The sequence below is a fragment of the Amycolatopsis sp. VS8301801F10 genome, assembly GCF_046195355.1.
In the GTDB taxonomy this organism is placed as follows: domain Bacteria; phylum Actinomycetota; class Actinomycetes; order Mycobacteriales; family Pseudonocardiaceae; genus Amycolatopsis.
The window spans coordinates 7710897-7734449 of sequence record NZ_CP176065.1 but is presented as its reverse complement, the minus strand read 5'-3'; the positions used below and the strand labels follow the sequence as shown (position 1 = coordinate 7734449).

General features: G+C 71.1%; 27 protein-coding genes and 1 pseudogene. 23 read left to right on the top strand and 5 right to left on the bottom strand.

Features of this window, described 5'->3' with window-relative positions:
* Nucleotides 1-616: 616 nt before the first annotated feature.
* Nucleotides 617-1738, top strand: coding sequence for a S1 family peptidase (locus F9C11_RS35450; RefSeq protein WP_409181726.1), 1122 nt, complete (start codon nucleotides 617-619; stop codon nucleotides 1736-1738).
* Nucleotides 1739-1783: 45 nt separating this feature from the next.
* Here F9C11_RS35450 and F9C11_RS35445 read toward each other — a convergent pair whose 3' ends face one another.
* Nucleotides 1784-2635, bottom strand: a complete 852-nt coding sequence (locus tag F9C11_RS35445; RefSeq protein ID WP_409181725.1) for a formate/nitrite transporter family protein — start codon at nucleotides 2633-2635, stop codon at nucleotides 1784-1786.
* 165 nt (nucleotides 2636-2800) lie between these two features.
* Entirely contained in the window at nucleotides 2801-3403 is a 603-nt protein-coding gene (locus tag F9C11_RS35440; RefSeq protein WP_409181724.1) for a copper resistance protein CopC, read from the bottom strand.
* A 248-nt stretch (nucleotides 3404-3651) separates the two neighbouring features.
* Here F9C11_RS35440 and F9C11_RS35435 point away from each other — a divergent pair, with 248 nt between their 5' ends.
* The 8 genes from F9C11_RS35435 to F9C11_RS35400 all read left to right on the top strand — a co-directional run bounded on the left by F9C11_RS35435 (nucleotide 3652) and on the right by F9C11_RS35400 (nucleotide 9939).
* Nucleotides 3652-4284, top strand: coding sequence for a hypothetical protein (locus tag F9C11_RS35435; RefSeq protein ID WP_409181723.1), 633 nt, complete (start codon nucleotides 3652-3654; stop codon nucleotides 4282-4284).
* A 4-nt stretch (nucleotides 4285-4288) separates the two neighbouring features.
* On the top strand, nucleotides 4289-5203 hold the full coding sequence (locus F9C11_RS35430; protein ID WP_409181722.1) for a copper resistance D family protein: 915 nt from the start codon (nucleotides 4289-4291) through the stop codon (nucleotides 5201-5203).
* A 29-nt stretch (nucleotides 5204-5232) separates the two neighbouring features.
* Nucleotides 5233-6234, top strand: coding sequence for a plastocyanin/azurin family copper-binding protein (locus F9C11_RS35425; protein WP_409181721.1), 1002 nt, complete (start codon nucleotides 5233-5235; stop codon nucleotides 6232-6234).
* A 60-nt stretch (nucleotides 6235-6294) separates the two neighbouring features.
* Complete coding sequence (locus tag F9C11_RS35420) at nucleotides 6295-6798, top strand: hypothetical protein (protein WP_409181720.1); 504 nt, start codon at nucleotides 6295-6297, stop codon at nucleotides 6796-6798.
* Nucleotides 6795-7424 carry a cupredoxin family copper-binding protein gene (locus F9C11_RS35415; RefSeq protein ID WP_409181719.1) on the top strand — a complete coding sequence of 210 codons (630 nt, stop codon included), beginning with the start codon at nucleotides 6795-6797 and terminating at the stop codon, nucleotides 7422-7424. The genes F9C11_RS35420 and F9C11_RS35415 overlap by 4 nt, the downstream gene beginning before the upstream one ends.
* Before the next feature lie 78 nt (nucleotides 7425-7502).
* The gene (locus F9C11_RS35410) at nucleotides 7503-8417 is read left to right on the top strand and encodes an XRE family transcriptional regulator (RefSeq protein WP_409181718.1); all 915 of its coding nucleotides are present in this window, start codon (nucleotides 7503-7505) and stop codon (nucleotides 8415-8417) included.
* A gap of 125 nt (nucleotides 8418-8542) precedes the next feature.
* The gene (locus F9C11_RS35405) at nucleotides 8543-9067 is read left to right on the top strand and encodes a CHAP domain-containing protein (RefSeq protein ID WP_409181717.1); all 525 of its coding nucleotides are present in this window, start codon (nucleotides 8543-8545) and stop codon (nucleotides 9065-9067) included.
* A 14-nt stretch (nucleotides 9068-9081) separates the two neighbouring features.
* A complete protein-coding gene (locus F9C11_RS35400) occupies nucleotides 9082-9939 on the top strand; it encodes an acetylxylan esterase (protein ID WP_409181716.1) in 858 nt (285 codons plus the stop codon).
* A 69-nt stretch (nucleotides 9940-10008) separates the two neighbouring features.
* Here the strand turns inward: F9C11_RS35400 and F9C11_RS35395 are convergent, their stop codons facing one another.
* The gene (locus tag F9C11_RS35395; RefSeq protein ID WP_409181715.1) at nucleotides 10009-10449 is read right to left on the bottom strand and encodes a VOC family protein; all 441 of its coding nucleotides are present in this window, start codon (nucleotides 10447-10449) and stop codon (nucleotides 10009-10011) included.
* Nucleotides 10450-10543: 94 nt separating this feature from the next.
* Here F9C11_RS35395 and F9C11_RS35390 point away from each other — a divergent pair, with 94 nt between their 5' ends.
* Nucleotides 10544-11062 (top strand): MarR family winged helix-turn-helix transcriptional regulator, encoded by a 519-nt coding sequence (locus tag F9C11_RS35390; RefSeq protein WP_409181714.1) that lies wholly within the window; start codon nucleotides 10544-10546, stop codon nucleotides 11060-11062.
* 7 nt (nucleotides 11063-11069) lie between these two features.
* Here F9C11_RS35390 and F9C11_RS35385 read toward each other — a convergent pair whose 3' ends face one another.
* The gene (locus F9C11_RS35385; protein WP_409181713.1) at nucleotides 11070-11258 is read right to left on the bottom strand and encodes a hypothetical protein; all 189 of its coding nucleotides are present in this window, start codon (nucleotides 11256-11258) and stop codon (nucleotides 11070-11072) included.
* Between the two features lie 160 nt (nucleotides 11259-11418).
* Between F9C11_RS35385 and F9C11_RS35380 the strand changes: the two are divergent.
* A pseudogene (locus F9C11_RS35380) lies at nucleotides 11419-12378 on the top strand (sigma-70 family RNA polymerase sigma factor); the annotation flags it as partial.
* Between the two features lie 31 nt (nucleotides 12379-12409).
* On the opposite strand, the gene F9C11_RS35375 reads toward F9C11_RS35380, so the two are convergent.
* The gene (locus F9C11_RS35375) at nucleotides 12410-13900 is read right to left on the bottom strand and encodes an aldehyde dehydrogenase family protein (RefSeq protein WP_409181712.1); all 1491 of its coding nucleotides are present in this window, start codon (nucleotides 13898-13900) and stop codon (nucleotides 12410-12412) included.
* A 223-nt stretch (nucleotides 13901-14123) separates the two neighbouring features.
* Between F9C11_RS35375 and F9C11_RS35370 the strand changes: the two genes are divergently transcribed.
* The 12 genes from F9C11_RS35370 (at nucleotide 14124) to F9C11_RS35315 (ending at nucleotide 23493) form a co-directional block, all read left to right on the top strand.
* Nucleotides 14124-14642, top strand: coding sequence for a cupin domain-containing protein (locus F9C11_RS35370; RefSeq protein ID WP_037360475.1), 519 nt, complete (start codon nucleotides 14124-14126; stop codon nucleotides 14640-14642).
* Between the two features lie 12 nt (nucleotides 14643-14654).
* The gene (locus F9C11_RS35365) at nucleotides 14655-15593 is read left to right on the top strand and encodes a PDR/VanB family oxidoreductase (protein ID WP_409181711.1); all 939 of its coding nucleotides are present in this window, start codon (nucleotides 14655-14657) and stop codon (nucleotides 15591-15593) included.
* 25 nt (nucleotides 15594-15618) lie between these two features.
* Entirely contained in the window at nucleotides 15619-15855 is a 237-nt protein-coding gene (locus tag F9C11_RS35360; protein WP_409181710.1) for a hypothetical protein, read from the top strand.
* Between the two features lie 81 nt (nucleotides 15856-15936).
* Entirely contained in the window at nucleotides 15937-16158 is a 222-nt protein-coding gene (locus F9C11_RS35355; protein WP_037814792.1) for a recombinase-like helix-turn-helix domain-containing protein, read from the top strand.
* Nucleotides 16158-17216 (top strand): Rieske 2Fe-2S domain-containing protein, encoded by a 1059-nt coding sequence (locus tag F9C11_RS35350; protein WP_409181709.1) that lies wholly within the window; start codon nucleotides 16158-16160, stop codon nucleotides 17214-17216. Before F9C11_RS35355 ends, F9C11_RS35350 begins: the two co-directional genes overlap by 1 nt.
* Nucleotides 17217-17232: 16 nt before the next feature.
* Nucleotides 17233-18159, top strand: a complete 927-nt coding sequence (locus F9C11_RS35345) for a VOC family protein (protein ID WP_409181708.1) — start codon at nucleotides 17233-17235, stop codon at nucleotides 18157-18159.
* Nucleotides 18156-18935: an aspartate dehydrogenase domain-containing protein gene (locus F9C11_RS35340; protein WP_409181707.1), complete on the top strand. Its 780-nt coding sequence runs from the start codon at nucleotides 18156-18158 to the stop codon at nucleotides 18933-18935. Before F9C11_RS35345 ends, F9C11_RS35340 begins: the two co-directional genes overlap by 4 nt.
* Nucleotides 18932-19720, top strand: coding sequence for an alpha/beta fold hydrolase (locus F9C11_RS35335; protein WP_409181706.1), 789 nt, complete (start codon nucleotides 18932-18934; stop codon nucleotides 19718-19720). The genes F9C11_RS35340 and F9C11_RS35335 overlap by 4 nt, the downstream gene beginning before the upstream one ends.
* Entirely contained in the window at nucleotides 19717-20457 is a 741-nt protein-coding gene (locus F9C11_RS35330) for a 3-oxoacyl-ACP reductase family protein (protein WP_409181705.1), read from the top strand. The genes F9C11_RS35335 and F9C11_RS35330 overlap by 4 nt, the downstream gene beginning before the upstream one ends.
* A gap of 11 nt (nucleotides 20458-20468) precedes the next feature.
* Nucleotides 20469-21257: an SDR family oxidoreductase gene (locus F9C11_RS35325; RefSeq protein WP_409181704.1), complete on the top strand. Its 789-nt coding sequence runs from the start codon at nucleotides 20469-20471 to the stop codon at nucleotides 21255-21257.
* 13 nt (nucleotides 21258-21270) lie between these two features.
* On the top strand, nucleotides 21271-22896 hold the full coding sequence (locus F9C11_RS35320; protein WP_409181703.1) for a thiamine pyrophosphate-binding protein: 1626 nt from the start codon (nucleotides 21271-21273) through the stop codon (nucleotides 22894-22896).
* Nucleotides 22897-22908: 12 nt separating this feature from the next.
* Nucleotides 22909-23493, top strand: coding sequence for a dienelactone hydrolase family protein (locus F9C11_RS35315; protein ID WP_409181702.1), 585 nt, complete (start codon nucleotides 22909-22911; stop codon nucleotides 23491-23493).
* Nucleotides 23494-23553: the final 60 nt, after the last annotated feature.

The window sequence follows — 23553 nt, the reverse complement described above, 5'->3', positions numbered from 1 at the left end:
ACTGGGGGTGCGCTTTCGGGCTGGGCTTGCGTGGCCGTTGGACTTTCGTGGGGTGGTGAGTCTGTTCGTCTGAGCGGGTCGCTGGCGACGGGCTTGGGTGTGGAACTCGGGCTGGGTTTGCGCCGTCGCTGGACTCTCGTCGGGCGGCCCGTCCCTATGGGTGGGGTTGCTGCGGATCGGCTTGCGTGCGCGCCCGCTCAGGCGGGGGTTTGTGCTCTCGTGGGGCGGCGAGCCTGTCCGTCTGAGCGGGGTTGCTGCGGACGTGCTTGCGTGCATGGCCCCGGGGGCGTGCCTGCCTCGGACCGGGTTTGCGGTGCCGTTGGGTTTCGGGGCGGCGGGCCTGTCCCTCGGAGCGGGGTCGCTGCCGAACGGCCCGCCCTCGAACCCGGAGCCGCCTCGGGCTTGGATCGCCGTTGCGCTCTCGTGGCGCCGAACCCGCCCATCTGAGCGGCATCACCGCGGCACTTGCCCGGAAGTCCGCTCCGGAATGGACGACCGGAGCAGCCGCGGCGACAGGTTTCGGACAAAACACCGGTCGCCGCTGGACCGGTTCCGCGCGGGCTCCCCACACTCGGCCGACAGTGGGTTTCTTTCCCCCGGCCTTCGAGGAGTTCCGATGCGTCGAAGAATCACCCTCAGCCTCACCGGTGCGGCCGTTCTCGCGGCGAGTTTCGCCGCCGTGGCCGCGCCTGCCGCCCAGGCGTCTCCTGGGCTGATCGCTGCCCTGCAACGGGATTTGGGCCTCAGCGCCGGGCAAGCGCAGGTCCGGCTCGGGCAGGAACTTGCCGCGGCCCGGCGGCTGCCCGTCGCTCGGCAGGCGGCTGGCGCGGCGTTCGGCGGGGCCTGGTTCGACCCGGCTCGCGGCAAGCTGGTCGTCGGCGTGACCGACCCGGCCGTGGCCGATGCGGTGCGCCTGGCCGGGGCGGAAACCGTTCCGGCGCGCGTCACCGCTGCGGCGCTGGACGCGGCGAAGACGGCCATCGACACCGCGGCGAAAGCGAAGCGAGCCCCGTCTTCGATCAGTGGCTGGCACGCGGATCCTCGTACCGGCAGCGTGGTCGTCACGCTTCAGCCCGGCGCGCACGGTCCGGACGTCGACGCTTTCCTTGCCCGAGCCCGCGAAGCAGGTCCGGTGACCACAACGACTGGCGCCCGGCCGCAGACGTTCTCGGCGGGCACCGTCGGCGGGGATCCCTATTATATCAACGGAAACACCCGCTGCTCCATCGGATTTTCGGTGCACGGCGGGTTCGTCAGCGCCGGGCACTGCGGCAGCAAGGGAAGCTCCGTCGTCGGCTGGGACAACTCGGCGATGGGCACGTTCGCCGGATCTTCCTTCCCTGGCAACGATTATTCCTACATCACCATCGGCAACGGCTGGTGGACCGCCCCGGTCGTGCTCGGCTGGGGCACGGTCAGCGACGTGCTCGTCCGCGGTTCGGCGGTCGCGCCGGCCGGCTCGTCGATCTGCCGTTCCGGCTCGACCTCGCACTGGCACTGCGGCACCGTGCTCGGGCTGAACGAGACGATCAACTACGCCCAAGGCGCGGTTTACCAGGCGACGCACACCAACGCGTGCGCGGAACCCGGCGATTCCGGCGGCTCCTTCGTCACCGGCGACCAAGCACAGGGCGTCACCTCGGGCGGTTTCGGCAACTGCGGTTCCGGCGGCGAGACCTGGTTCCAGCCGGTGAACGAGATCCTGCAGACCTACGGCCTGTCGCTCGTCACCGCCTGATCCCTCGGACCGCGGTGCAGAGGCCGGCACCGCGGTCCGGCCGGGTCAGCTGCCGGTGGTCGCGAGTTCTTCCGTCGCCGGGGCCGGGGGAGCGGCGGAGGTGCGGGGCCGGTTGCCCAGCACGGCATACGCGGCTCCGACGAGTAGCCCGCCGCCGACGAGGTTTCCCAGTCCGACGAACAGCAGGTTGCGGGCGAACGCGCCGATCGTCGCGCCGGGCACGCCGTCGAGCAGGCCGAGCGAGAAGGTCGTCATGTTGGCGACCACGTGCTCGAATCCGGAGCTGACGAACGCCAGCAGGCACCAGAAGATCAGCGCCAGCTTCGCGCCGTCCAACTTCGTGCGCGCGGCCATCCACACCGCCAGGCAGACCAGGAAGTTGCACAGCACGCCGCGGAAGAACAGCGCGCTCGCGGATTCCGCGGTCTTCGCCTTGACCAGGCTCGCGAGCAGAGCCGCGCCGGGGCCGGGGTGTCCGGCGGCGGCACCGATGGAGAGCACCCCGCCTTCGTGCACGAGCCAGGCGAAGACGAGCGAACCGAGCAGGTTGCCCACGAACGACACCACGATCACCGCCGCTGCCGCGCCGACGCCGCGCCGCCGGACGAAAACGCCCTGCACCATGGTCATCATGTTCCCCGTGGACAGTTCCGCGCCGGCGAACACCACCGCGGTCAGCGCGATCCCGAACACCAGGCCCTGCACCGTCTTCGTCCACGGCGAACTCGCCGCGTTGAGGGGGCCGGTCGCGGACAGCAGCAGCACGACCGCCACGCCGATGAACGCGCCGGCGAGCATCGAGCTCACCAGGTAGCGGCCGGGGCGGCGCAGGTCCTCGATCTTTCCGTCGGCGACGTCGGCCTGCAGGTCGAGGGCTTCGGGTACGGGAATCGGCATCGGGCGAGCCTTCCGGGCAGGGGGCAGGTACCCCGGCATTCGATCCCGCGGACTCTGCGCCCCGGTAGCGCCGTGATCAGCATCTGGTGTCCGAGTGCGCACAGCCCGCGGCGGCTGTGGTGAATTGCCCCGTCCGGCGCTCAACGGGACATAGCAGGCATTCGTTCAGCCTCCCGACGGCCCGCGCGAGATGCGGGCCGCGACGATTCCGCCCGCGATCAGCAGCACCGCGGCCGCGGCCACCCAGACCCACGGCGGTACGTCGTTCTCGCCGGCCGCCGATGCCGCGGAGGTGGACGGCGGCGGCGCGGGCGACGTCGTAGCAGCCGCGACGCCTTGGCCGGGCTTGGTCAGCGTGAAGGAGTAGGAGCCGGACACCGGATGCCCGTCGGCGGACACGATCCGATAGTCCACAGTGTACTTTCCGGCCGGGCCGAGCGGTTTCACCGGCGCGGAGACCGCGGCTCCGTCGACTTTCGGCGCGGCGGACTCCCAATGCGTCTTTCCGTCCGGGCCGAGCACCGCCAATTCGGTGAATCCGCTGTCCAGGGGTTCGTTGAAGGTGAGCACTATTGCCGCGGGCCCGGTCTCGATCGCGGAATCCTTCGCCGGAACGCTCGATTCCAGAAAGCTGTGCGCCTCGGCCGCGGGCTGCGGGAAAAGGGTCGCGGCGAGGCTGAAAACAATTGCGGCGAGCAGGCGGATTCCACGTCCGATTCGGGGCGGCCGCGGGCGGCGGGCGGGGGAAGTGCTGGAGAGCGATCGCATGAACCCTGCTTCCAGAAGGGAATGAGTGTCGGACCGGGATGGTCTCGACAACTCGTTGTCGGCAGTGCGTCGGACGCGCAACGGCTGCGTTAAATAGTTCTCACCGCCGGGCTCGAGTGCGAGTTCACCGATTGCCCCCGGTTGTTCGGAGAGCAATTTTACGTTGCCGTCATGGCCGCGTCGGCTCTGGAAACGCGCGGTCTGGTGTGGTGCTCACTCGTCGTGCTCCATCCGCCCATCGGGAGGAAATGATTGTGGTGGCTTCAGCCGGGCGTGGACTTCGCCGGGATCACGTCGTCGCGGCCAGTCTGGCGGGCGCGGTGGTGATCGTGGTCGGGTACGCCTCGGGAATCGGGTTGAAAACGACCGTCGCGGGCGGCCCGGCGTCTTCCGAACCGGCCCCGGCGCAGGCCGCGCCCGCGCCGCAGCAGGCTCTGCCCAACGGGGACCTGCCCCCGGCGGGCGCGGTGCAGCCGATGCCGCCCGTGCCGGACGGCGGTCTCCCGCCCGCCGGTCCGCCGCCGCCCGCGGCCGAGACGCCGATGCCGATGCCGGATTCGCCGACCGCGGACCTGCCGATGCCGACCGGGGAAATCCCGCAGCCGTCCGGAAATCCGACTCCGCCCGGCCCGGCCGAAACCCCGCCGTCGAGTCCGCCGTCGAGTCCGCCGCCGAGTCCGCCGCCGACCGAGGCTCCGGCTTGCCGGCCCGGCGCGGTCCAGCCGGTGCTGGACACGGTGAGCGGATTGCCGCTCGTCGGCGGCCTCGCGTCCGGGGCCGGGCTGACCGGTCCGGACGGGATCCTCGCCGCCCTCCTCGGTTCCTGTCCGGCGCCGGCGAGCCCGGTCCCGGGAGTCCCGGCTCCGTCGAGCGGGGGCTGAACCGGTGGATCTCGGCTCCGCGAAATTCTGGTACGTCGCCGCCCGGTGCGCGGACTACGCCGGGCTCGCCCTGTTCGTCGGCGGCCTGTTCTTCCTCGCGCTGCTGTGGCCGGCCGGGGCGGATTCCCGTCGCGCCCGCGGCGTGCTCGGGACCGGCTGGGCGCTCGGGTTCGCCGGGACGGCGGCCGGGCTTGGGCTGCAGGGCGCGTGGGTGGCGCAGCGGTCCCCGGCGGACCTGTTCGACCCGGCCCTGCTCGGCCAGGTGCTCGACAGCCAGTTCGGCCGGATCTGGTTCGCCAAGGCGCTGCTGTGGGTGCTCGGCGGAGTGGTCCTCGCCGACGTGCTGCAGCGCGGCGAACGGGCCGCGCGGTCGGCGGGATGGCGGGTCGGCGCGGGCGTGGTCGCCGCGGGCCTGCTGCGCACGACCGGCCTGACCGGGCATTCCGCGGAGAGCGCGCGTCCACTGCTGAGCCAGCTGGCGGATTTCGGGCACCTGGCGGGCGTCTGCGCGTGGGTCGGCGGGCTGGCGATGCTGCTGTTCGGCGTGCTGTCCCGGCGCGATCCCGGCGAACTCGCCTCCGTCGTCCCGCGTTATTCGAAGCTCGCCCTGGTTTCGGTCCTGGTCGTGATCGGCGCGGGCGTGCTGCTCGCCGCCGGGACGCTCGGCGACCCGGGGCGGCTGTTCACCTCCGGCTACGGCCGGATCCTGCTGACGAAACTCGCGGCGCTCGCGGTGGTCCTGCTCTTCGCCCAGGCGAGCAAAAGCTGGGTCGCGCGGCGGCTCGACTTCGCCGTGGTGCTGCGCGGCGACGCCGGCGCGGTCCGTCCTTTCGTCTATTCCGTCGCCGCGGAAGCCACGCTCGTCGTCGTGGTGCTGTTCGCGGCGAGCCTCCTCGTCACCGCCAGTCCCGGCCGGTGAACGCTCCACCCTGGAAAGGAATCTCCTTGATGGACAACCCGGAACCCACCCCCGCCGCTCCCGGAACGCGGCCGGACGCCCCGCCCGCGGCGGGTCGCCGGCGCCGGTGGCCGATCGCGGTCGCGGTCGTCGCGCTGGCGTTCGCCCTGGTCAGCCTGACGACGTTGCGCACGGGGCAGCAGCCGGCTCCGGCCGCCGCGCCGAGCACGGCCCAGGTCGATCTCGCCGCGCTGGCGAAGCAGAGCCCGCTCGCCGTTCCGCTGTACCAAGGACTCGCGCAGCAGCAGGGCGGTGCGGCGGCGGCTCCCGCCGCGGCCGGCTCGGCCAAATCGGTCGACATGCGCGGATACAAGTTCTCGCCGGCCAGCCTGACGATCGCCGCGGGCGACACGGTGACGTGGACCAACCACGACACCGCGCCGCACAACGTCGTCGTCACCGACGGGCCGGAGAAGTTCACCTCGCCGACTCTGCAGACCGGCGGCACCTTCTCCCACACCTTCGCCAAGGCGGGCACTTACTCCTACTACTGCTCGATCCACCCCGACATGAAGGCGACCGTGACCGTGCAGGGCGCGGCACCGCCGTCTTCGCCGACCGCGCCGCCGTCGTCGTCCTCGACCCCGACCGCGCCGTCCAGCCCGACGCATTCGATGCCGATGCCCACCGACGCTCCGCCGGGAACCTGCGTGCCCAAGGCGGTTCTGCAGCCGATTCTCGACCACGTCAAGGCCGCGCACCTGGAGGAGTCGCCGGGGCAGCAGGTGACTGATCTGCTGAATCTGGACCAGTACATCAAGACGCACACCGTGTGGCTGGAAAGCGTGCTCAAGCCGGTGCTCGACGGTTCAGCCGACAAGGTCGTCATCGACACGCTCGCGCCGATCATCGCGCACATCAAATCCGCGCATCTCGAGGAGTCGCCCGGGCAGCAGGTCACCGATCTGCTGAATCTGGACCAGTACATCAAAACGCACACCGTCTGGCTGGAGAACGTCCTGACGCCGCTGCTGAACCAGGCGTCCTGCTGACCGCCGGTCCGGGGCGGGCGCCGTGCTCGCCCCGGACCACCCTCGACCCCGGAGGCTTTCGTGCCCACTGACACCCGGTTCCTGCCCGCAGCGGGCAGCCTCGACGCGGAGCCCGGCGTCCACCGGCTCCGGCCCGACCGGCGCGTGCTGGAGCTGACGCTGCGGCTGCTCGGAATTCCCTTGCTGCGCGGCCGATTGACGGTACGCCGAGCCGAATTCGTGCCCGGCTCTCTCACCGCCGAAATCGACGGCGGCTCGTTCCGGACCCGCGTGCCTTTGCTGTCCGCGATGGTCACCCGGGAACTGGGCACGGTGTGGTTCACCGGAGAGGAGAGCGCCGAACAGCCGTCGGCCGAATTCGCCGGACGGCTGGACTTCGGCGATTCGACCCGCGATCTCGTCCTCGGCGGCGAACTTCGCGCAGCCGGGGAAGGGCGCGTCATCCTTTGGCTACGCGGGACGTTGCCGCCGCCTCGCCGTCCTCTTCGGACAGTCAGCCGGATCGTGCGGCTTCTCGCGCGACGGCCGATCCACCTCGAATTCGCCGGGGAGTTCGTGCGGTGAAACGGTTTTTCGCTCTCTTGGCCGTCGCGGTCCTGTGCACGCTCGCCGCGCCCGTTACGCCACCTGCAGCCGCGGCTTCGCAGACGGTGATGATGCAGGATTACGCTTATGCGCCCGCGTCGCTCACCGTGCGCGTCGGCGACACCGTCACCTGGATCCAGCACGACACCGCGCCGCACGACGTGGTCACCACGAGCGCGCCGGTCGCGTTCCGCAGCCCGCAGCTTTCGCAGGGGCAGAGCTGGAATTACACGTTCCGGACTCCAGGTACCTATTCCTATTACTGCTCCGTGCATCCGGACATGCGGGCACAAGTCATCGTCCAACCCGCGCCCGCCGCGCCGCCGCCACCGCCGGTAACGCGTTCGTCCGCTGCCGCACCTGTGTCCCGGCCCGCGGCCGCTCCGAGCCGTACGGCCGCGGTGGCGCCGCCGGTGGCCTCCGCGCCGCCGTCATCGTCGTCCACAGTGGCCAGTCCGGTCGCGCCGAGCCAGCCGGCGGTCGCGGCACCGCCGGTCGCCCAGGCGAGCACGACCACCAGCCTTGACCCGAAACTGCTGGTCGCCGGCTTGGTGACGGCGGTCGCCATTGGCTGCCTGCTGCTGTTGACCTCCCGGAAAGCTTGAGGCACCGGTGGGGCGGGCTGGGGAAATGCGGACTTTCGTGGGTTCCGGAATACCCGCTCGGGAGATCATCCTGGAACCGTGACTCGGCCTTCCGCGGGCTCGTTCGCGGTCACGCTGGACACCGCGATCGAGGAATCCGGGCTGTCGCTCGACCGGCTCCAGCATCACCTCGCCGCGCGCGGGGTGCGGCTTTCGCGCTCGGCGCTGTCCTACTGGCGGCGCGGCCGGTCGCAACCGGAACGCGAGACGTCGATCGCCGCCGTCGCGCAGCTGGAGGCGGTGCTGAGCCTCGAACCCGGGACGCTGACGTCGCGCCTCGGCCCCAAAGCACCGCGCGGGCGGTGGCTCGGCGAACCCGCCTGCCGGATCGAACGCCGCCGGTTGTGGCCGCAGCTGCGCGCGTTCTCGGCCGAGCTGAAACCGCCGCCGGACGGGCAGCTGTCGTTCTGGTCGATCCACGACCACATCGTGCTCGACGAGAACGGCAGCGAGCGCGCGCTGCAGGTCCGGATGGTCGCCGAGGCCGCCGTCGACGGCGTGGACCGGCTGATGACCTACTACCAGGCCGACTCGTTCCTGACCGCCGACCCGGTCTACCGCTACGTGCGCGCGGCGCGGGCCGCCCGGGTCTGCGTCGACCGGGAAACCGGCATGTTCGCGGGCGAACTGCGGCTGGAACACGCCCTGGAGCTGGGCGAGGTGACGGTCGTGGAGTACGAGGTCCGGTTCCCGCCCGGCCCGCCGATCGACCACTACCACCGCCGGTTCACCCGTCCCGTCGCGGAATACGTCTGCCAGGTGAGCTTCGGCCCGCGGGTGCCGAGCCGGGTCCGGTCCTTCGAACAGCGCGGCCTCGGCGGTCCCGAACATCCGGGCAGGCCGCTGTCCGCCGGCGCCGCGCACACGACGACCTTGGCGCTGCGCGACGTCCGTCCCGGCATCTACGGCACCGGATGGCACTGGGGAGAAGCGACGGCAGCGCCAATTCTGTGAACACCCCGCGTCCGACCAGGGAAGACGAGCCGCGACGGACCAGTCGTCCACAAAGGTCTGGTCGGGACTTCATCGGCGACTTACCGTCACTGCGCACTCACTCCCCGAACAGGAAGGCCCTCCCCATGCGCCGACCCTCCCGCACCGTTCTCGCCCTCGCCGCCGCGGCCGCCTTCGCCGTCACCGGAACCGGCACCGCGCACGCGACCACCGCCCAGCCGACCTCGATGGCCGCGCACTACGGAACCGTCCCGGCCTCGTCGGCGGCGGGCACCATCGGCGACATCTACCCCTCGAAGTGGCGGGACGTCCCGCAGGACTCCGTTGTGGACGACTGGAACATGTACAACCGCGAGTGCGTCTCGTGGGCGGCCTTCAACATCGCCCGCCACGGCGAAAGCGCGAACAACTACGGCGACGCGAAGTACTGGGACGACAACGCCCGCAACCACGGCTACCGCGTCGACAACACCCCGACGGAGGGCTCGATCGCCCAGACCGACAACGGCACGTACGGGCACGTCGCGATCGTCGACAGTGTGCACAACGGGACCGTGACCGTCGAGGACTACAACTGGACCGGCGACGGGCACTATCTCGTCCACGACGTCAGCGCCTCGTCGTTCCGCTACATCCACTTCTACCACTGATCCCGGAGCCTGACATGTGTTCGTTCAGCCGGAGATCTCTCCTGGCGGCGGCGATCACGGCGGCGGTCGCCAGCGCGCTGGCACCGGAAGCGGCCGCGGCGGCTCCGTCCGGCACCGCGCGCGACTACGAAAAGAACGGGCCGCACCAGCCTGCGAAGGCCGCCGGCGACGGCGCGCACACCCTCTATCACCCCGCGGACCTCGCCTCCAGCGCCGTCCGGCATCCGGTGCTGATCTGGGGCAACGGAACCGGGGCCACCGTCGACCAGTACGAAGCCCTGTTCACCCATCTCGCCGGCTGGGGTTACGTCGTCGCCGCGGCGAACACCGGGCAATCCGGCTCCGGTGAGGAGATGCTCGACGGGGCGAGGTACCTGATCGCCGAAAACGCCCGCCAGGGCAGCGTTTTCCACGGCCGGATCGACACCGGGCAGATCGCCGCCGCAGGCCACTCCCAGGGCGGCGGCGGAGCCCTCGCGGCCGGTGCCGACCCGCTGGTCAAAACGACAATCCCGATCATGCCGGGCCCGCAGGGCACGGTGAGCGCGTTGCACGGCCCGGCGTTCTTCGTGTCCGGACAGGCGGACGTGATCGTCCCGGCGCCGTATGTCCGCGCGCGGTTCGCCGCGTGCGACCAGGTGCCGGCCGTTTACGGACAGCTGCGCGGGGCCACGCATTTCCTGCAAGGCGACACGCGGTACCGGCTGATCGGCGCGATCACTGCTTGGCTGCAGTACCACCTGGCTGGTGACCAGGCGGCGAAGAGCGTGTTCTACGGTCCTCGCCCCGATCTGGGGCAGGACACCGCGGCTTGGTCGGACTTCGCGCGCAACAGCCGAGCCGAGGAGGTGCGGGCGGTGCTGAGCGGTTAAGCGGAGGTCGCGAGATCGTGGCTCGGTTCGGAAGCGGTGCCGTCGAGCGCGGCACCGCTTCCGCGGGCTTCAGCCCAGTTCTTGGGCGAGCCCGACCACGATGTTCTCCGGCCCCCGGACGTAACAAAGCAGATAGACGTCCTCGAACCGCACCACCTCGTCCACCAGTTCGGCACCCTGGGCGCGCAGCCGGGAGAGGGTGTCTTCGAGGTCGTCGACCGCGAACATCATCCGGCGGAGGCCGAGCGTGTTCGCCGGGGCGTTCCACGGTTGAGGGGCGAGCGCCTTCGGCTGGTGGAATTTCGCCAGTTCGACGCGGCCGGGGCCGTCGGGGACGCGCAGCATGGCGACGTCCTGCCGGATGTCCTTCAGGCCGACCACCCGTTCCGCGCCGGGCCAGTCGAGCGGGCCCTTGCCTTCCAGCTCCAGCCCCAGTTCCACGAAGAACGCGATGACCGCGTCGAGATCCTCGACGACGATGAGGACGTTGTCCATCCGCTTGACCGCCATCGGGCCACCCTAACCGCGGCCGTCCCCGTGCACTGCGGTTTCAGAAGCCTTAGCGGTGCTATTCTTAGCGCAAAGTTATTCACGGGGGTGCCGGATGCCGAAGCGTACCGAGCCGGACGAGGTCGACGAGATGCTCGCGCAGTGGCGCGCCGAGGTGCCGGAGGTCGACACCTCGCCGCTCGCGGTGTTCGGGCGGCTGCACCGGTCGTTCGACCGGTACCAGCGGCAGCTGACGCGCGTGTTCGCCCGGCACGGGATCACGGTGGCGGACTTCGGGATCCTGGCCGCGCTCCGCCGGGGCGGCGCCCCTTACCGGCGCACGGCGGGCGACCTCGCCGACACGAACCTGCTCACCACCGGCGGCATCACTCAACGCGTCGACAAGCTGGTCCAGGCCGGTCTCGTCCGCCGCGAACGCGACGAGGACGACCGGCGGGTCGTGTTCATCGGCCTCACCGAGGAAGGCCTCGCGGCGACGGACAAAGTGGTGCACGAGCATTTCCCCAACGAAAACCGCATGCTGGCCGGGTTGACCGCGGCGGAACGGGCGCAGCTCGCGAAATTGCTGGGGCGCTTGGAGAGGTCGTTGGACCAGGCCGAATTCGGCGACTGACCTTCGGTCAATCCTCCTCGTTCCGCGGGGGAGCATTCTTCGGGCGGCGGGGATAGCACGCGAGAATGAGGCGTTCCACGTCATCGGTGGGAATATTCCACTCGCGACGGGCGTGCAGCGCGAGGCGGAAGACCGCCAGCCGCACCAGGTTGAGGAGTGCGAGCGCCGCGAGCACGGTCCAGGCGTAGGCGGGCATCACGATTCCCTGGGCTCGTCGGCCGGAAAAGCTGTCATGGGCTCACGGGACGGCGGCCGGACCCGGACGTGACGCGGTTTCGGAGAATTAATTTCCCGGAACCGCGTCATGATCCCGGTTCCGGCAGGTCCTCCGGGCATCCCGACCTCAGGAGGTTTGCGTGCCTGCCGACCGGAGTGACGCCGAATTGATCGCCGCCGTGCGCGCGGGAGAGATCGGCGCGTACGGCAGTCTCTACGAGCGGCATCGCGCGGCGGCCCGCAACCTGGCTCGTCAGCTCGCCAAGTCGGAGAGCGAGGCCGATGATTTCGTCGCCGAGGCGTTCGCGAAGCTGCTCGACTCCCTGCGCGCGGGCAAGGGGCCCGACTCGGCTTTCCGTCCGTATCTGCTGACGACGCTGCGGCACGTCGCCTACGACGTGACCCGGGGGCATCGCGGCGTCCACCTCGCCGAAGACTTGGCCGAACCGATCGGCAAGGACGCACCGGCGCTGGCGGTGCCGTTCACCGACACCGCGGTCGCCGGGCTGGACCGGATGCTGGCAGCGAAGGCGTTCGCGCGGCTGCCCGAACGCTGGCAGGCCGTGCTCTGGCACACCGAGGTCGAGCAACGGAGCCCTGCCGAGGTCGCGCCGCTGCTCGGCTTGAGCCCGAACGGCGTCTCGGCGCTCGCCTACCGCGCCCGCGAGGGGCTCCGGCAGGCATTTCTGCAGGTACATTTGTCGGAGAACCAGGCTGGCGCCTGTCTGGAAACTGCCGAACGGCTCGGTGCGTGGACTCGAGCTGGGCTGTCCAAGCGGGAGCGGGCCCAGGTCGAGAACCACCTCGACAAATGCGAGCGGTGCCGCCTGCTCGCCGCCGAACTCGCAGACGTCAACGGCGCGCTCCGTGCGATCGTCGCCTCGACGGTCCTGGGCGTCTCGGCGTTCGGCTCCCTCGCGACCGTCGGTGCCGCGAAGGCCGGTGCCACCGCGGGCGCCGCCGCCCGGGCCGCCGCTCCAGGCCGTCGTCGGGTCTGGGCCGTCGTGTCCGGTGCTGCTCTCGTCGTGGCGGTCATCGTCGCCCTCATCGCAGGCGGTGCGCGACAACGCCGGGAAGGCGCGCCGCTCCGCCCGCACGCCACAGTCTGTATCGTCAGCATGACGAAGGGCATCACCTACTGCGAGTAGCCCAGGGGATCGGCTCCTCCGCCAGACCCAGATACAGGCTCTTCTGCCGCTGGTAACTGCGGATCGCGGTGCGGCCCTTGTCGGTGCCGAGGCCGCTTTCCTTGGTGCCGCTGAACGGCGTCGAGATGCTGAACTGCTTGTACGTGTTGATCCACACCGTCCCGGCCTCGATGCGGCGCGCCAGGCGGAGCGCGCGGCGGTAGTCGGCGGTCCAGATGCCGCATGCCAGGCCGTAGACGGTCGCGTTCGCTTGGGCGACCAGATCTTCCTCGTCGTCGTACGGCAGCAGGACGCCGACCGGGCCGAAGATTTCCTCCTGGCAGGTTTTCGCGTCCGGCGCGAGGCCGTCCAGCAGGGTCGGCAGGTAGTACGCGCCGCGCGCCAAGCGTTCCTCGGCAGGGATTTGCCCGCCGCAGCGGACGACCGCGCCTTCCTCGCGGGCGCGGTCGACCATCGCGGCCACCTTGTCGCGGTGTGCGAGCGTGGCCAGCGGCCCGACCTGGGTGGCCGGATCGGTGCCCGGGCCGAGGCGCAGGGCGGAAGCGGCGGCGATCAGGCGGGAAGCCCATGCGTCGTACTGCTTGCGCGGCAAGAAAATCCTCGATCCGGCGATGCAGCTCTGACCGGTCGACGAGAAGATTCCGTACAGGATTCCGGCGACAGTCTCCTCGACGTCCGCGTCTTCGCAGACGATCGTCGGGGATTTGCCGCCCAGTTCCATGGTGACCGGGATGATCCGGTCCGCGGCGATCCGGCCCAGCACGCGTCCGGTGGCGGTGCCGCCGGTGAAGGCGAGCTTGCCCACCAGCGGGTGGCGGGCGATGGCGTCGCCGACGATCGAACCCGGGCCGGGCAGAACAGAAAGCAGTGCGGGCGGGACGCCGGCGTCGTGTGCGAGCCGGGCCAGTGCCAGCGAAACCAGGGGAGTGGCTTCGGCCGGTTTGAGCAGGACGGCGTTCCCGGCGGCCAGCGCGGGGGCGATTTTCTGGGCGTCGCTGGCGATCGGCGAGTTCCACGGCGTGATCGCGCCGACGACGCCGATCGGTTCGTGCACGCTCATCGTCAGGTGCGCGCCGCGGCTCGGCGGGAGTTCGCCTTCGAGGGTTTCGAGTGCGGCTGCGTAGTAACGGAAGGTGCCGGCTGCGCTCGCGACCAGCGCCCGGGTTTCGCCGAGGGCCTTACCGGTGTTGCGGGTTTGCAGCAGGGCGAGTTGCTCGGCGTGGTCCTCGATCGCGTCGGCGACGCGGGTCAGCAGGCGGGCGCGCTGGTGCGGCAGCAGGTCCCGCCACACGGGGTCCGCGGCGGCCGCGGCGCCGGCCTGGGCGGCGGCGTCGACCTGGGCGGAGTCGGCGGCGTGGATCGAGGCGACCGGCGAGCCGTCGGCGGGATCCACGCACGTGGCCGCGGGACCGCCGCCGCGCTGCCAGTCGCCGCCGACCGGGATTTCGTCGGGCGGGACGGGGAAGGGCTGCATGGCGACGTCCTTTCGGCGCGGGCGAGCTGGGTGCGACCGAGGAAACCTTAGACCTAAGGTTTCGTCAAGGCCCGGTCCGCCGCGAGAACGCCGGCGAAGAATTTTAGGCCTGAGGGGTTGTGCGGATCACAGGCCGCGGGGTACAACCCTTATCAGTAAGTCTCTTAGACCTAAGGCATTCGGCGGCGAGCCCGCCGAGGACCACCGGAGGAGTTGCCCCGCGATGACCACCACCGAAAGCAAGCACCAGCACCTCGAGGAGCTCATCGACTCGTGCATCGCGGCCCGCGAGACGCGGTACGAGGACTGGGACACCCTCGGCTTCCAGGCCGCCGCGAAGGGCGACGAGTTCCGCCGCGCGCAGATCCGCTACATCGGCTCCGGCGCGACCGGCAACCACGAGGGCGACTCGCGCCAGCTGCCCTCGGAGCACTTCACCTTCTCCAACATGCGGCTTCCGGTCGGCGCGATCGGCCCGGAGCACACCCACCACGACGTGGAAGAGGCGTTCTTCGTCCTCGAGGGCACGCTGGAGGTGACCGTGCACGACGTCGAGGACGGCACCAAGACCGCCACCCGCGTGCTCGGCTACCGCGACCTGATCCGCGTGCCCGCCGGGGTGCCGCGCAGCCTGCGCAACGCCGGCGACACCGACGCGCTGTTCTGCGTCATCATCGGCGCGCAGAAGCCGCAGCTGCCGACCTACCCGCCCACCTCGCCGATGCACGGCGTCACCCGCTGAGAAGAGACCGCGATGCCGACGATGCTGCGGGTGCACCGGACGACGTGGCTGGCCGAGAAGGTCACGCAGGTGGAACTGCGCGATCCGGACGGAAAGCCGCTGCCCGGCTGGGAGCCGGGAGCGCACCTTTCCCTGCACCTGCCGAACGGGCTGGTGCGCGAGTACTCCCTCTGCGGCGACCCGGCCGACCGGTACAGCTGGACGGTCGCGGTGCTGCGGGAGGAATCCTCGCGCGGCGGCAGCGCGTGGGTGCACGAGCGGCTCACGGCGGGGAGCTTGATTCCCGTCGAGGGCCCGCGCAACACCTTCGAACTGCACGACGCTCCGGAGCACCTGCTCGTCGCCGGCGGCATCGGCGTGACCCCGATCCTCGCGATGGCCCGGAAACTCGCCTGCGGCTCCGCGCCGTGGTCCATGCTCTACTGTGGACGGTCGCGCGGCGGGATGGCTTTCCTGGACGAGCTTTCCGGCCTCGCCGGGGACCGGCTGGAAGTGCACGCCGACGACGAGCACGGCGGTCCGCCCGAGCTGGCCGCGAGGCTGGCCGGGCTCGCGCCGGGAACGGTCGTGCACTGCTGCGGTCCCGAACCGCTCATCCGTGCGGTCGAAGCGGCTTTGCCGGAAACGGCGACCCTGCGCGTCGAACGCTTCCGGGCCCCCGAAGCCCCGGCGGCCCAGCCGGGCACGGGATTCGACGTCGTGTGCGCCGGTTCCGAGACCCGGGTCTCGGTGGCCGCCGATGAGTCCATTGTGGACGCACTCGGCCGCGCCGGGATCGCCGTGCCGACCTCGTGCCGCGAGGGCGTGTGCGGAACCTGTGAAACGAAGGTGCTCTCCGGCGAACCGGACCACCGCGATTTCGTGCTCGACGACGACGAGAAGGCGACCTCTCAGACCATGATGCTCTGCGTGTCGCGGTGCCGGTCCGCCGAACTCGTGCTCGATTTGTAGAAGAACCGATCCTGAGGAGCCGGCCATGGCCGGACACACCCACCGGCAGCTCGCCGTGCTGCGCGCCGCCGCCGCGGGGCACGTGGAAATGACGTGCAGCCGCGAACCGCACCTTTACGTCGACGGCCTCGCCTGCTGCGACCCGACGCTCGGGCACCAGCTGGCCGGGCTGCTCGCCCCCGAACCGGCCGCCCCGCGCGGACCGGGGCTGCGGGTGCCCGCGGTGCTCACCGCCGCCGGGCAAGCCGCGCTCGCTGCTTAACGGCTCGTGAGTGGCAATCCCGGTTAGAACCGGCATTGCCACTCACGAGGCCCGACCACCACGAACCGAAGGGAACGCCCGATGCCGCTGCAGCTGCGGCCGGTGCAGAGCCGCACCGCCCCGCCAACGAGCTACGAGAACGCGCTGGCCGACGAGCTGGAAGCCGTCTACGGCCGGGGCGTGCACGACCTGCCCGGCGTGGTCTCCGCGCTCAACGCGGGCGGCCTGCGCCCGGCCGACGGCTCCGACTGGACCGAAGAGACCTTCACCGCCGAACTAGCGCGGCTGGCCGGGGAGGCGTGATGGCGACCAAAACCGCCGAAGAGCTGCTGGCGCTGGGGTTGCGCGACCGCTGGTACCCGCTGTGCCCGTCCAGCGCGGTGAACCGCGGCGAGCTGACCCGCATCGAACGGGCCGGGGAGCAACTGCTGCTCTGGCGCGACTCCGCCGGGGTCGTGCACGTTCAGGAAGACCGCTGTCCGCACCGCGGCGCGCGGCTTTCGCTCGGCGTGCACATGGGCGACCGGGTCGCCTGCAACTACCACGGCGTGCAGGTGGACGGCGACGGCGTCGTCGTGTCAGTGCCCGGCAGCCCGGGGTGCGCGCTGGAAGGCCGTCGCGCGCTGCGGACGTTCCCGGCGGAGGAGCACGCCGGTGCCGTGTTCGCCTGGTTCGGCTTGGACGAGGCCGCCGAGCCGAAGCAGTTGCAGGTGCCGGACCCAATCGCGGGCGGCGAATGGGACAACTTTCTCTGCTACGTCGAATGGGACGCGCCCTACGGCTACTCCCTGGACAACCTGCTCGACCCGATGCACGGCGCGTTCCTGCACCGCAACAGCCACACCATGTTCGGCGGCAAGCGCGAAGCCGTCTTCCAGATCCGCGCGATCGACGACGGGTTCGTCTTCGAGAAGACCGACCAGCGCGGCGTGAACTTCGACTGGGTGCAGCTCACCGACGCCGGCGCGCAGTGGGTCACGCTCGACATCCCGTACCCGGACACCGCCGGTCCGGGCGGCGCGTTCACCATCGTGGCGGCGCTGTGCGCGATCAACGAAACCCAGCACGCGGCCTTCTTCTGGCGCTGCCGCAAGGTTTCCGGTTGGGAACGCGACAGCTGGCGCGTGCTCTACCGCAACCGGCTCGAGGCCCGGCACTGGGCGGTGCTGGAACAGGACCGCGAGATGGCCGAGGCGATGCCGCTCGACGCGTGGGACCGGGAAAACCTGTACCAGCACGACATCGCGCTCGTCCGGATGCGCCGGCTGCTGCGGTCGGAAGCCCGCCGCCAGGCCGCCGCGCTCGCCGCTCCCGCCGCCGCGCCGGCTCCGGCCGCGCCCGTGCCCGCCCCCACCCGCTGAAGCCCCAGGAGGCCTCATGTCCGCCGAACCCATCGCGCGGCTCCGCGCCCTGCGCGCGGTGACGCTGCGTTCGACGCAGTGCGCCGATTCCGGCGAGTTCTACCGCGAAGTCTGGGGGCTGCAGCAGGTCGAAGCCGACCGCGGCGCCGTGTGGCTGCGCGGTTCCGGCGACGAGCACCACGTGCTCCAGCTCGAACAGGCCGACCAGAACGCGCTCGGCAAGATCGCGTTCGCCGTCGCGACCCCGCGCGAGGTCGACGCGGCCGCCGCCCGGCTGGCCGCGCACGGCGTTCCGCTCGTCACCGAACCCGGCAAGCTCGACCAGGTCGGCGGCGGGTACGGCCTGCGTTTCGCCGACCCGGAAGGCCGTCTGGTGGAACTGTCCGCCGAGGTCGACGCGGTCGTCCCGGGCGATCCGGACGGCCGCGCCGCGGTGCCGCGGAAACTGGCGCACGTCGTGCTCAACACGGTCGACATCGACGCGGCCTGCGAGTTCTACACCCGGGTGCTGGGCATGCGGATCTCCGACTGGTCCGAACACCAGATGGCGTTCCTGCGCTGCAACGCCGACCACCACGTGATCGCGTTCAACCAGGCCGAATTCGCGTCGGTGAACCACATCGCGTACGAGATGAACTCGATCGACCACTTCATGCGCGGCATCGGACGGCTCAAGCACAACGGCGTCACGCCGCTGTGGGGCCCCGGCCGGCACGGCCCGGGCAGCAACACGTTCAGCTACTTCGCCGACCCGGCCGGGCTCGTCTGCGAGTACACCTCCGAGGTCGCGCAGGTCGAGGAGGACGCGTGGCTGTGCCGGGTGTGGCGGCGCACGCCGGAGCTGTCCGACTTGTGGGGCACCGCGGGCCCGCCGTCGAAGGACGTCCGCTCGCACATGCGCGGCGTGCCGGATCCCGGCTACTCGGCGTGGTGGCAGTCGTGAAGGTAGGAGTGCTGGGCGCGGGGTCGATCGGTTCCGTCGTCGCGGAAGCGCTGCGCGACGGGCGGCTGCCGGGCGCGGAGCTGGCCGGGGTCGTCGATCCGGCGCTTTCCCCGGCGGGACTGCCGATGTGCGCGTTGCCGGAGCTGCTGTCCGCTTCGGACCTGGTGGTCGAGGCGGCCGGGCAGCGGGCGCTGGCGGACGCCGGTCCGCAGGTGCTGTCGGCGGGGTGCGATCTGCTGGTGGTTTCGGTCGGCGCGCTGGCGGCGGACGGGCTGCTGGACAAGCTGCTCGCGGCCGGACCGGGCGCGGTCCATTTGTCGACCGGCGCGATCGGCGGGCTGGACCTGCTGCGCTCGGCGGCGCTGCTCGGGCAGTTCGAGCGGGTGGTCATCGAGACGACGAAGAAGGCGTCTTCGCTGGTGCAGCCGTGGATGACTCCTGCCGAAGCAGAGGAATTGCGACAAGCGACTGAGCCGGTCGAGCTGCGGCGCGGGCCCGCGCGGGAGATCACCGCGGCGTTCCCGAAGTCGGCGAACGTGGCCGCGTCGGTGGCGTTGGCGGTGCGGGATTGGGACGTCGTGGAGGCGGCGGTGATCGCCGATCCGGCCGCGCCGTTGACTTCGCACGTGATCACCGCGGCCGGTCCGGCGGGGGAGTACCGGTTCGAGATCCGGAATCAGCCGTCGCCGCAGACGCCGACGTCGAGCCAGGTCGTGCCGTACGCGGTGCTTTCCGCACTGGAAGCGTTGGCGGCACCGAGGGCGGTGTTCCGGTGATCTCCACAGTGGACGGTGTGCGGGTGCGGATCGCCGGGGACGGCAGTCCGGTGTTGTTGCTGCACGGCATCGGCGGTTCGAGTGCGTCGTTCGACGCGCAGCTGGCTGGGCTGGCGCCGAAACACCGCGTGCTCGCCTGGGACGCACCCGGTTACGGCGGTTCGGCCGATCCGGAGAAGCCGCTGGGGATGGCCGGATACGCGGCGCTCGTCGGCCGTCTGCTGACCTCGTTGGACGCAGCGCCCGCGCATCTCGTGGGCGTGTCGTGGGGCGGCGTGATCGCGACGCGGGTCGCGCTCGACTACCCGGAGGTCGTGCGGTCGCTGGTGCTGGCGGATTCGACTCGCGGTTCCGGTATCGACTCCGAGCGCGCCGCGGTGATGCGGGCCCGGCCGAGCGAGCTGAACCGGGTGGGTGCGGCCGAGTTCGCTCGCCGTCGCGCGCCTCGGCTGCTCGCCCCCGGCGCGGATCCTGCGGTGGCGCAACGGGTTGAGGCCATCATGGCGGGCGTCCGGCTGCCCGGGTACACGTCCGCCGCGGAATCGATGGCCGAGACGGATCACGGTCCGCGGTTGTCGCGGATTTCCGTCCCCACGCTCGTTCTTGTCGGCGAGCACGACCAGGTGACCGGCGTCGGCGAGGCCCGGCGGCTCGCCGCGTCGATTCCGGGCGCGCGGCTGGAAGTGCTGCCCGGCGGGCACGCGGCGAATCAGGAGTCGCCGCGCCGGTTTTCCGCCGAGGTGCTGGACTTTCTGTCCGAAGTGGACTCGGTGGTGGCGCGATGAAGGACCGGCTGTATGTGGTCACCGGCGCGGGTCGCGGTCTCGGCTGGGCGATCGCCCGCGAGATCGGCAGGCAAGGCGGTCGCGTCGTGGTCGCCGAACGGTCTCCGGACCGCGCGGCGGACGGCGTCGCCCGGTTGCGCGCGGAAGGCGTTGCGGCATATCGGATCGACACCGATGTAGCGGATCCGGAATCTGTCGCGGCCCTGGCGGACGCGGTCGCGAAGCTCGGCCCGTTGCACGGCTTGGTGAACAACGCGGCCATGGCGGACGGTGTGGGCGGCAAGCATTTCGCGGAGCTGGACGTCGAAGCGTGGGACACGTTGATGACCGTCAACGCACGCGGCCCCTGGCTCGTCTCCCGCGCGCTGTATCCGCAGCTCGCGCAGACCGGCGGACGCATCGTGAATCTCGCGTCGGACGCCGCGCTCTACGGCTCGCCGCGGCTGGTCCAGTACGTGGCGTCCAAGGGCGCGGTGATCGCGATGACCCGGGCGATGGCGCGCGACGGCGGCCCGGACGGCGTGACCGTCAACGCGGTCGCGCCCGGACTGACCGAGGTCGAGGCCACCGCGGGCATTCCGCGGGAACGGCATGAGCTGTACGCGCTGAACCGCGCGCTGACCCGGCCGCAGCAGCCGGAGGACGTCGTCGGTTCGGTGGCGTTCCTGCTCTCCGACGCGGCCTCCTACATCACCGGCCAGACCCTCGTGGTCGACGGCGGATTCGTCTGCAGCTGAAGGGAAAACCCGTGGATTTGGGATTGAAGGGCGCGGCGGTGCTCGTGACCGGGGCCAGCTCCGGCGTCGGGCTCGCGACCGCGGCCGCGCTGCTGGCCGAAGGCGCGCACGTCGCCGCCTGCGCCCGCGACGGCGTCCGGCTGGAGAAGGCCCTCGCCGATCTGCCCCGCGCCGAAGGAGCCCGGCTGTACACCGCGTCCTGCGACGTGCTCGACCAGCAGCAGGTGGAAACGTTCGTCGCCGACGCCGCCCGCGAGCTGGGCGGACTGACCGGGGTCGTCAACAACGCGGGCCGCTCGCTGATGGCGCGGCTCGCCGAGACCACCGACGACCAGTGGCGCGACGAACTGCACCTCAAGATCTTTTCGGTGCTGCACGTCGTCCGGGCCGCCCTGCCGTGGTTGCGCGCGGCTTCGAATCCGGCTGTGGTGAACGTGAACGCGATCCTCGCCCGCCAGCCCGAACCCCGGTTGGCAGCCACTTCGGCGGCGAGGGCAGCGTTGCTCAATCTCTCCACGACGTTGGCGACCGAATTGGCCGAGGACGGCGTGCGAGTCAACTCGGTCTGCCTCGGCCTGGTCGACACCGGACAGTGGCGGCGCCGGTACGAGGCTTCCGGCAGCGAGTTGTCCTTTGTGGACTGGTCGGCGGAGCTGGCCGCCGACCGAGGAATCCCGTTAGGACGGCTCGGCACCGCGGAAGAGGTCGCTTTCCCCATCGTCACGCTGCTTTCGCCGCGTGCCTCCTACGTGACCGGCGCGACGATCGACGTCGGCGGCGGCATTGCCCGTTACGTCTAGAAGGGACGGACCCATGAATCACGGTCACGGAGGCGAGCTGCTCGTTCGCCTGCTGTCCGAAGCCGGAGTGGACACCGCCTTCGGCGTGGTGAGTGTGCACAACCTACCGCTGGTGGAAGCGGTTTCGCAGCACCTGCGGTTCGTGCCGGTGCGGCACGAGGCCGCCGCGGTGAACGCCGCCGACGGGTTCGCGCGGGCCAGCGGCGGCCTCGGCGTCGCGATCACCAGCACCGGCACCGGCGCGGGCAACGCGGCCGGCGCGCTGGTCGAGGCCCTCACAGCGGGCAGCCGCGTGCTGCACGTGACCGGGCAGATCGACTCCGAATTCCTCGGCAGCGGCCGCGGCGTCATCCACGAGACGCGGGACCAGATCGGCATGCTGACCGCGATTTCCCAGCACGCGGCCACGATCACGTCGGTGGAGACCGCCGAGGAAACGTTGCGCGTGGCGATCCGGCACGCGCTGTCGGTGCCGAGCGGTCCGGCAAGCGTCGAATGGCCGATCGATCTGCAGTACTCGCGGCACGAGTTCCGTCCCGGCTCGCTGGAACCGACGCCGATCCCGCCGCCCGACCCCGCGATGCTCGCGCAAGCCGCCGAATTGCTTGCTGCCGCACGCCGTCCGGTGTTCTGGCTCGGCGGGGGAGCGACCGGCGCCCGCGACGAGGTGCGCGCCCTCGCGGAACGGCTCGGCGCGGCGGTGTTCACCAGCAACTCCGGCCGGGGCACGGTGCCGGAGAACCACGAACTGGTCGTCGGGAACTTCGCCGCCCACGAGTCGGCGGCCCAGCTGCTTGCCGACGCCGACCTGCTCGTCTCGGTCGGCACGCACTTCCGCTCCAACGAAACCAAGCACTACCACCTGAAACTGCCCGAACGGCACCTGCAGATCGACGTTGACGCCGACGCGCTGGGCCGCGTCTACCCGGCCACTGTCGGAGTGCAAGGCGACGCCGCAACCGTCCTCGCCAGTCTGTCCACTGTGGAATCCAGCACCGAAGCTGGCTGGCGCGACCGCGTGGTCGAGACCCGGAAAGCGGTGCGGGACAAGCTGAACGAGGCGATCGGCCCGTACGCGGAGATCTGCGCCGCGCTGCGCGACGGTCTCCCGGTCGAATCCGTGATCGCCCGCGACGTCACCATCCCGTCCAGCCAGTGGGGAAACCGGCTGCTGGACATCCACGACCCGCGCACCAACGTGTTCCCGGTCGGCGGCGGCATCGGCCAGGGCCTGGCCACCGGCATCGGGGCCGCGCTCGCGACACCGGACGCGCCCACCGTGGTCATGGTCGGCGACGGCGGTCTCGCCGTGCACCTGGGCGAACTGTGCACGCTGGCGCAGGAACGGCCGTGGCTCGCGCTGGTCGTGTTCAACGACGGCGGCTACGGCGTGCTGCGCAACATGCAAGACCACCACCGCGGGCAGCGCGCCGGCGTCGATCTGTACACACCGGACTTCGCGCGCATGGCGCAGTCGCTGGACCTGCCGCACGCGCTGGTGTCGAAGCCGGGTCAGTTCGCCGACGCGCTGGCGAAGGCGGTGGCCCAGCAGGGGCCGTTCGTGATCGAGGTGGACGTGACCGCCCTGCCCGCGACGCCGCGGCCGTTCGTGCCGCCGGTGCCGGTTCCGGAGAGCTGAGGGAGACCAGACGTGGGAGGCACCATCGAAGCTGCCGAAGTCCACTATCACGGGCACGGACCCGCGAACCGCCGCCGCCGGGTGGTGCGGACGTCCGCGCCGCTGCTGGTGCGGCATCCGCCCGGCCGCGTGCGCGGCGCGGTGCTCGTGCTGCACGGCGCCGCCGGACTCGACGAACCCGTCGAAAGCTGCTGCCGCACGCTCGCGAGCTGCGGATACGTCACCGTCGCGCCGCTGTTCTACTACGAGACCGGCGGCCACACTTTCGGTCCGGACAAAGCGGACGCCGCCTTCGCCGCACTCGCGCTGTCCGATCTCGAAGCCGACCTCGCCGGCGCGCTCGACTACCTCGGCGCCCGGCTGGGAATCCCGCGGCACCGCGTGGCCGCCGCCGGTTTCGGTTCCGCCGCCCACTTGACCGAACTGGCCGGTGCGGACCTCGCCGCCGCTCTCGGACCCGAGCCGCCACCGTGGCCTGTTTCGCCCGGATTCGACCCGCATGCGCCCGATCGGCTCGTGCTGCCCTCCGGACCGTCCGCTGTGGACGATCTGGTCCGGTTCCTGGACGCCGCCTGGAATCCGTGCGGGGAACCCTGAGCGAAGCGGAGTCCCCGCACGGACACCAGCTGCCCACAGCGCAGCCGCGAGTTCCCGGCA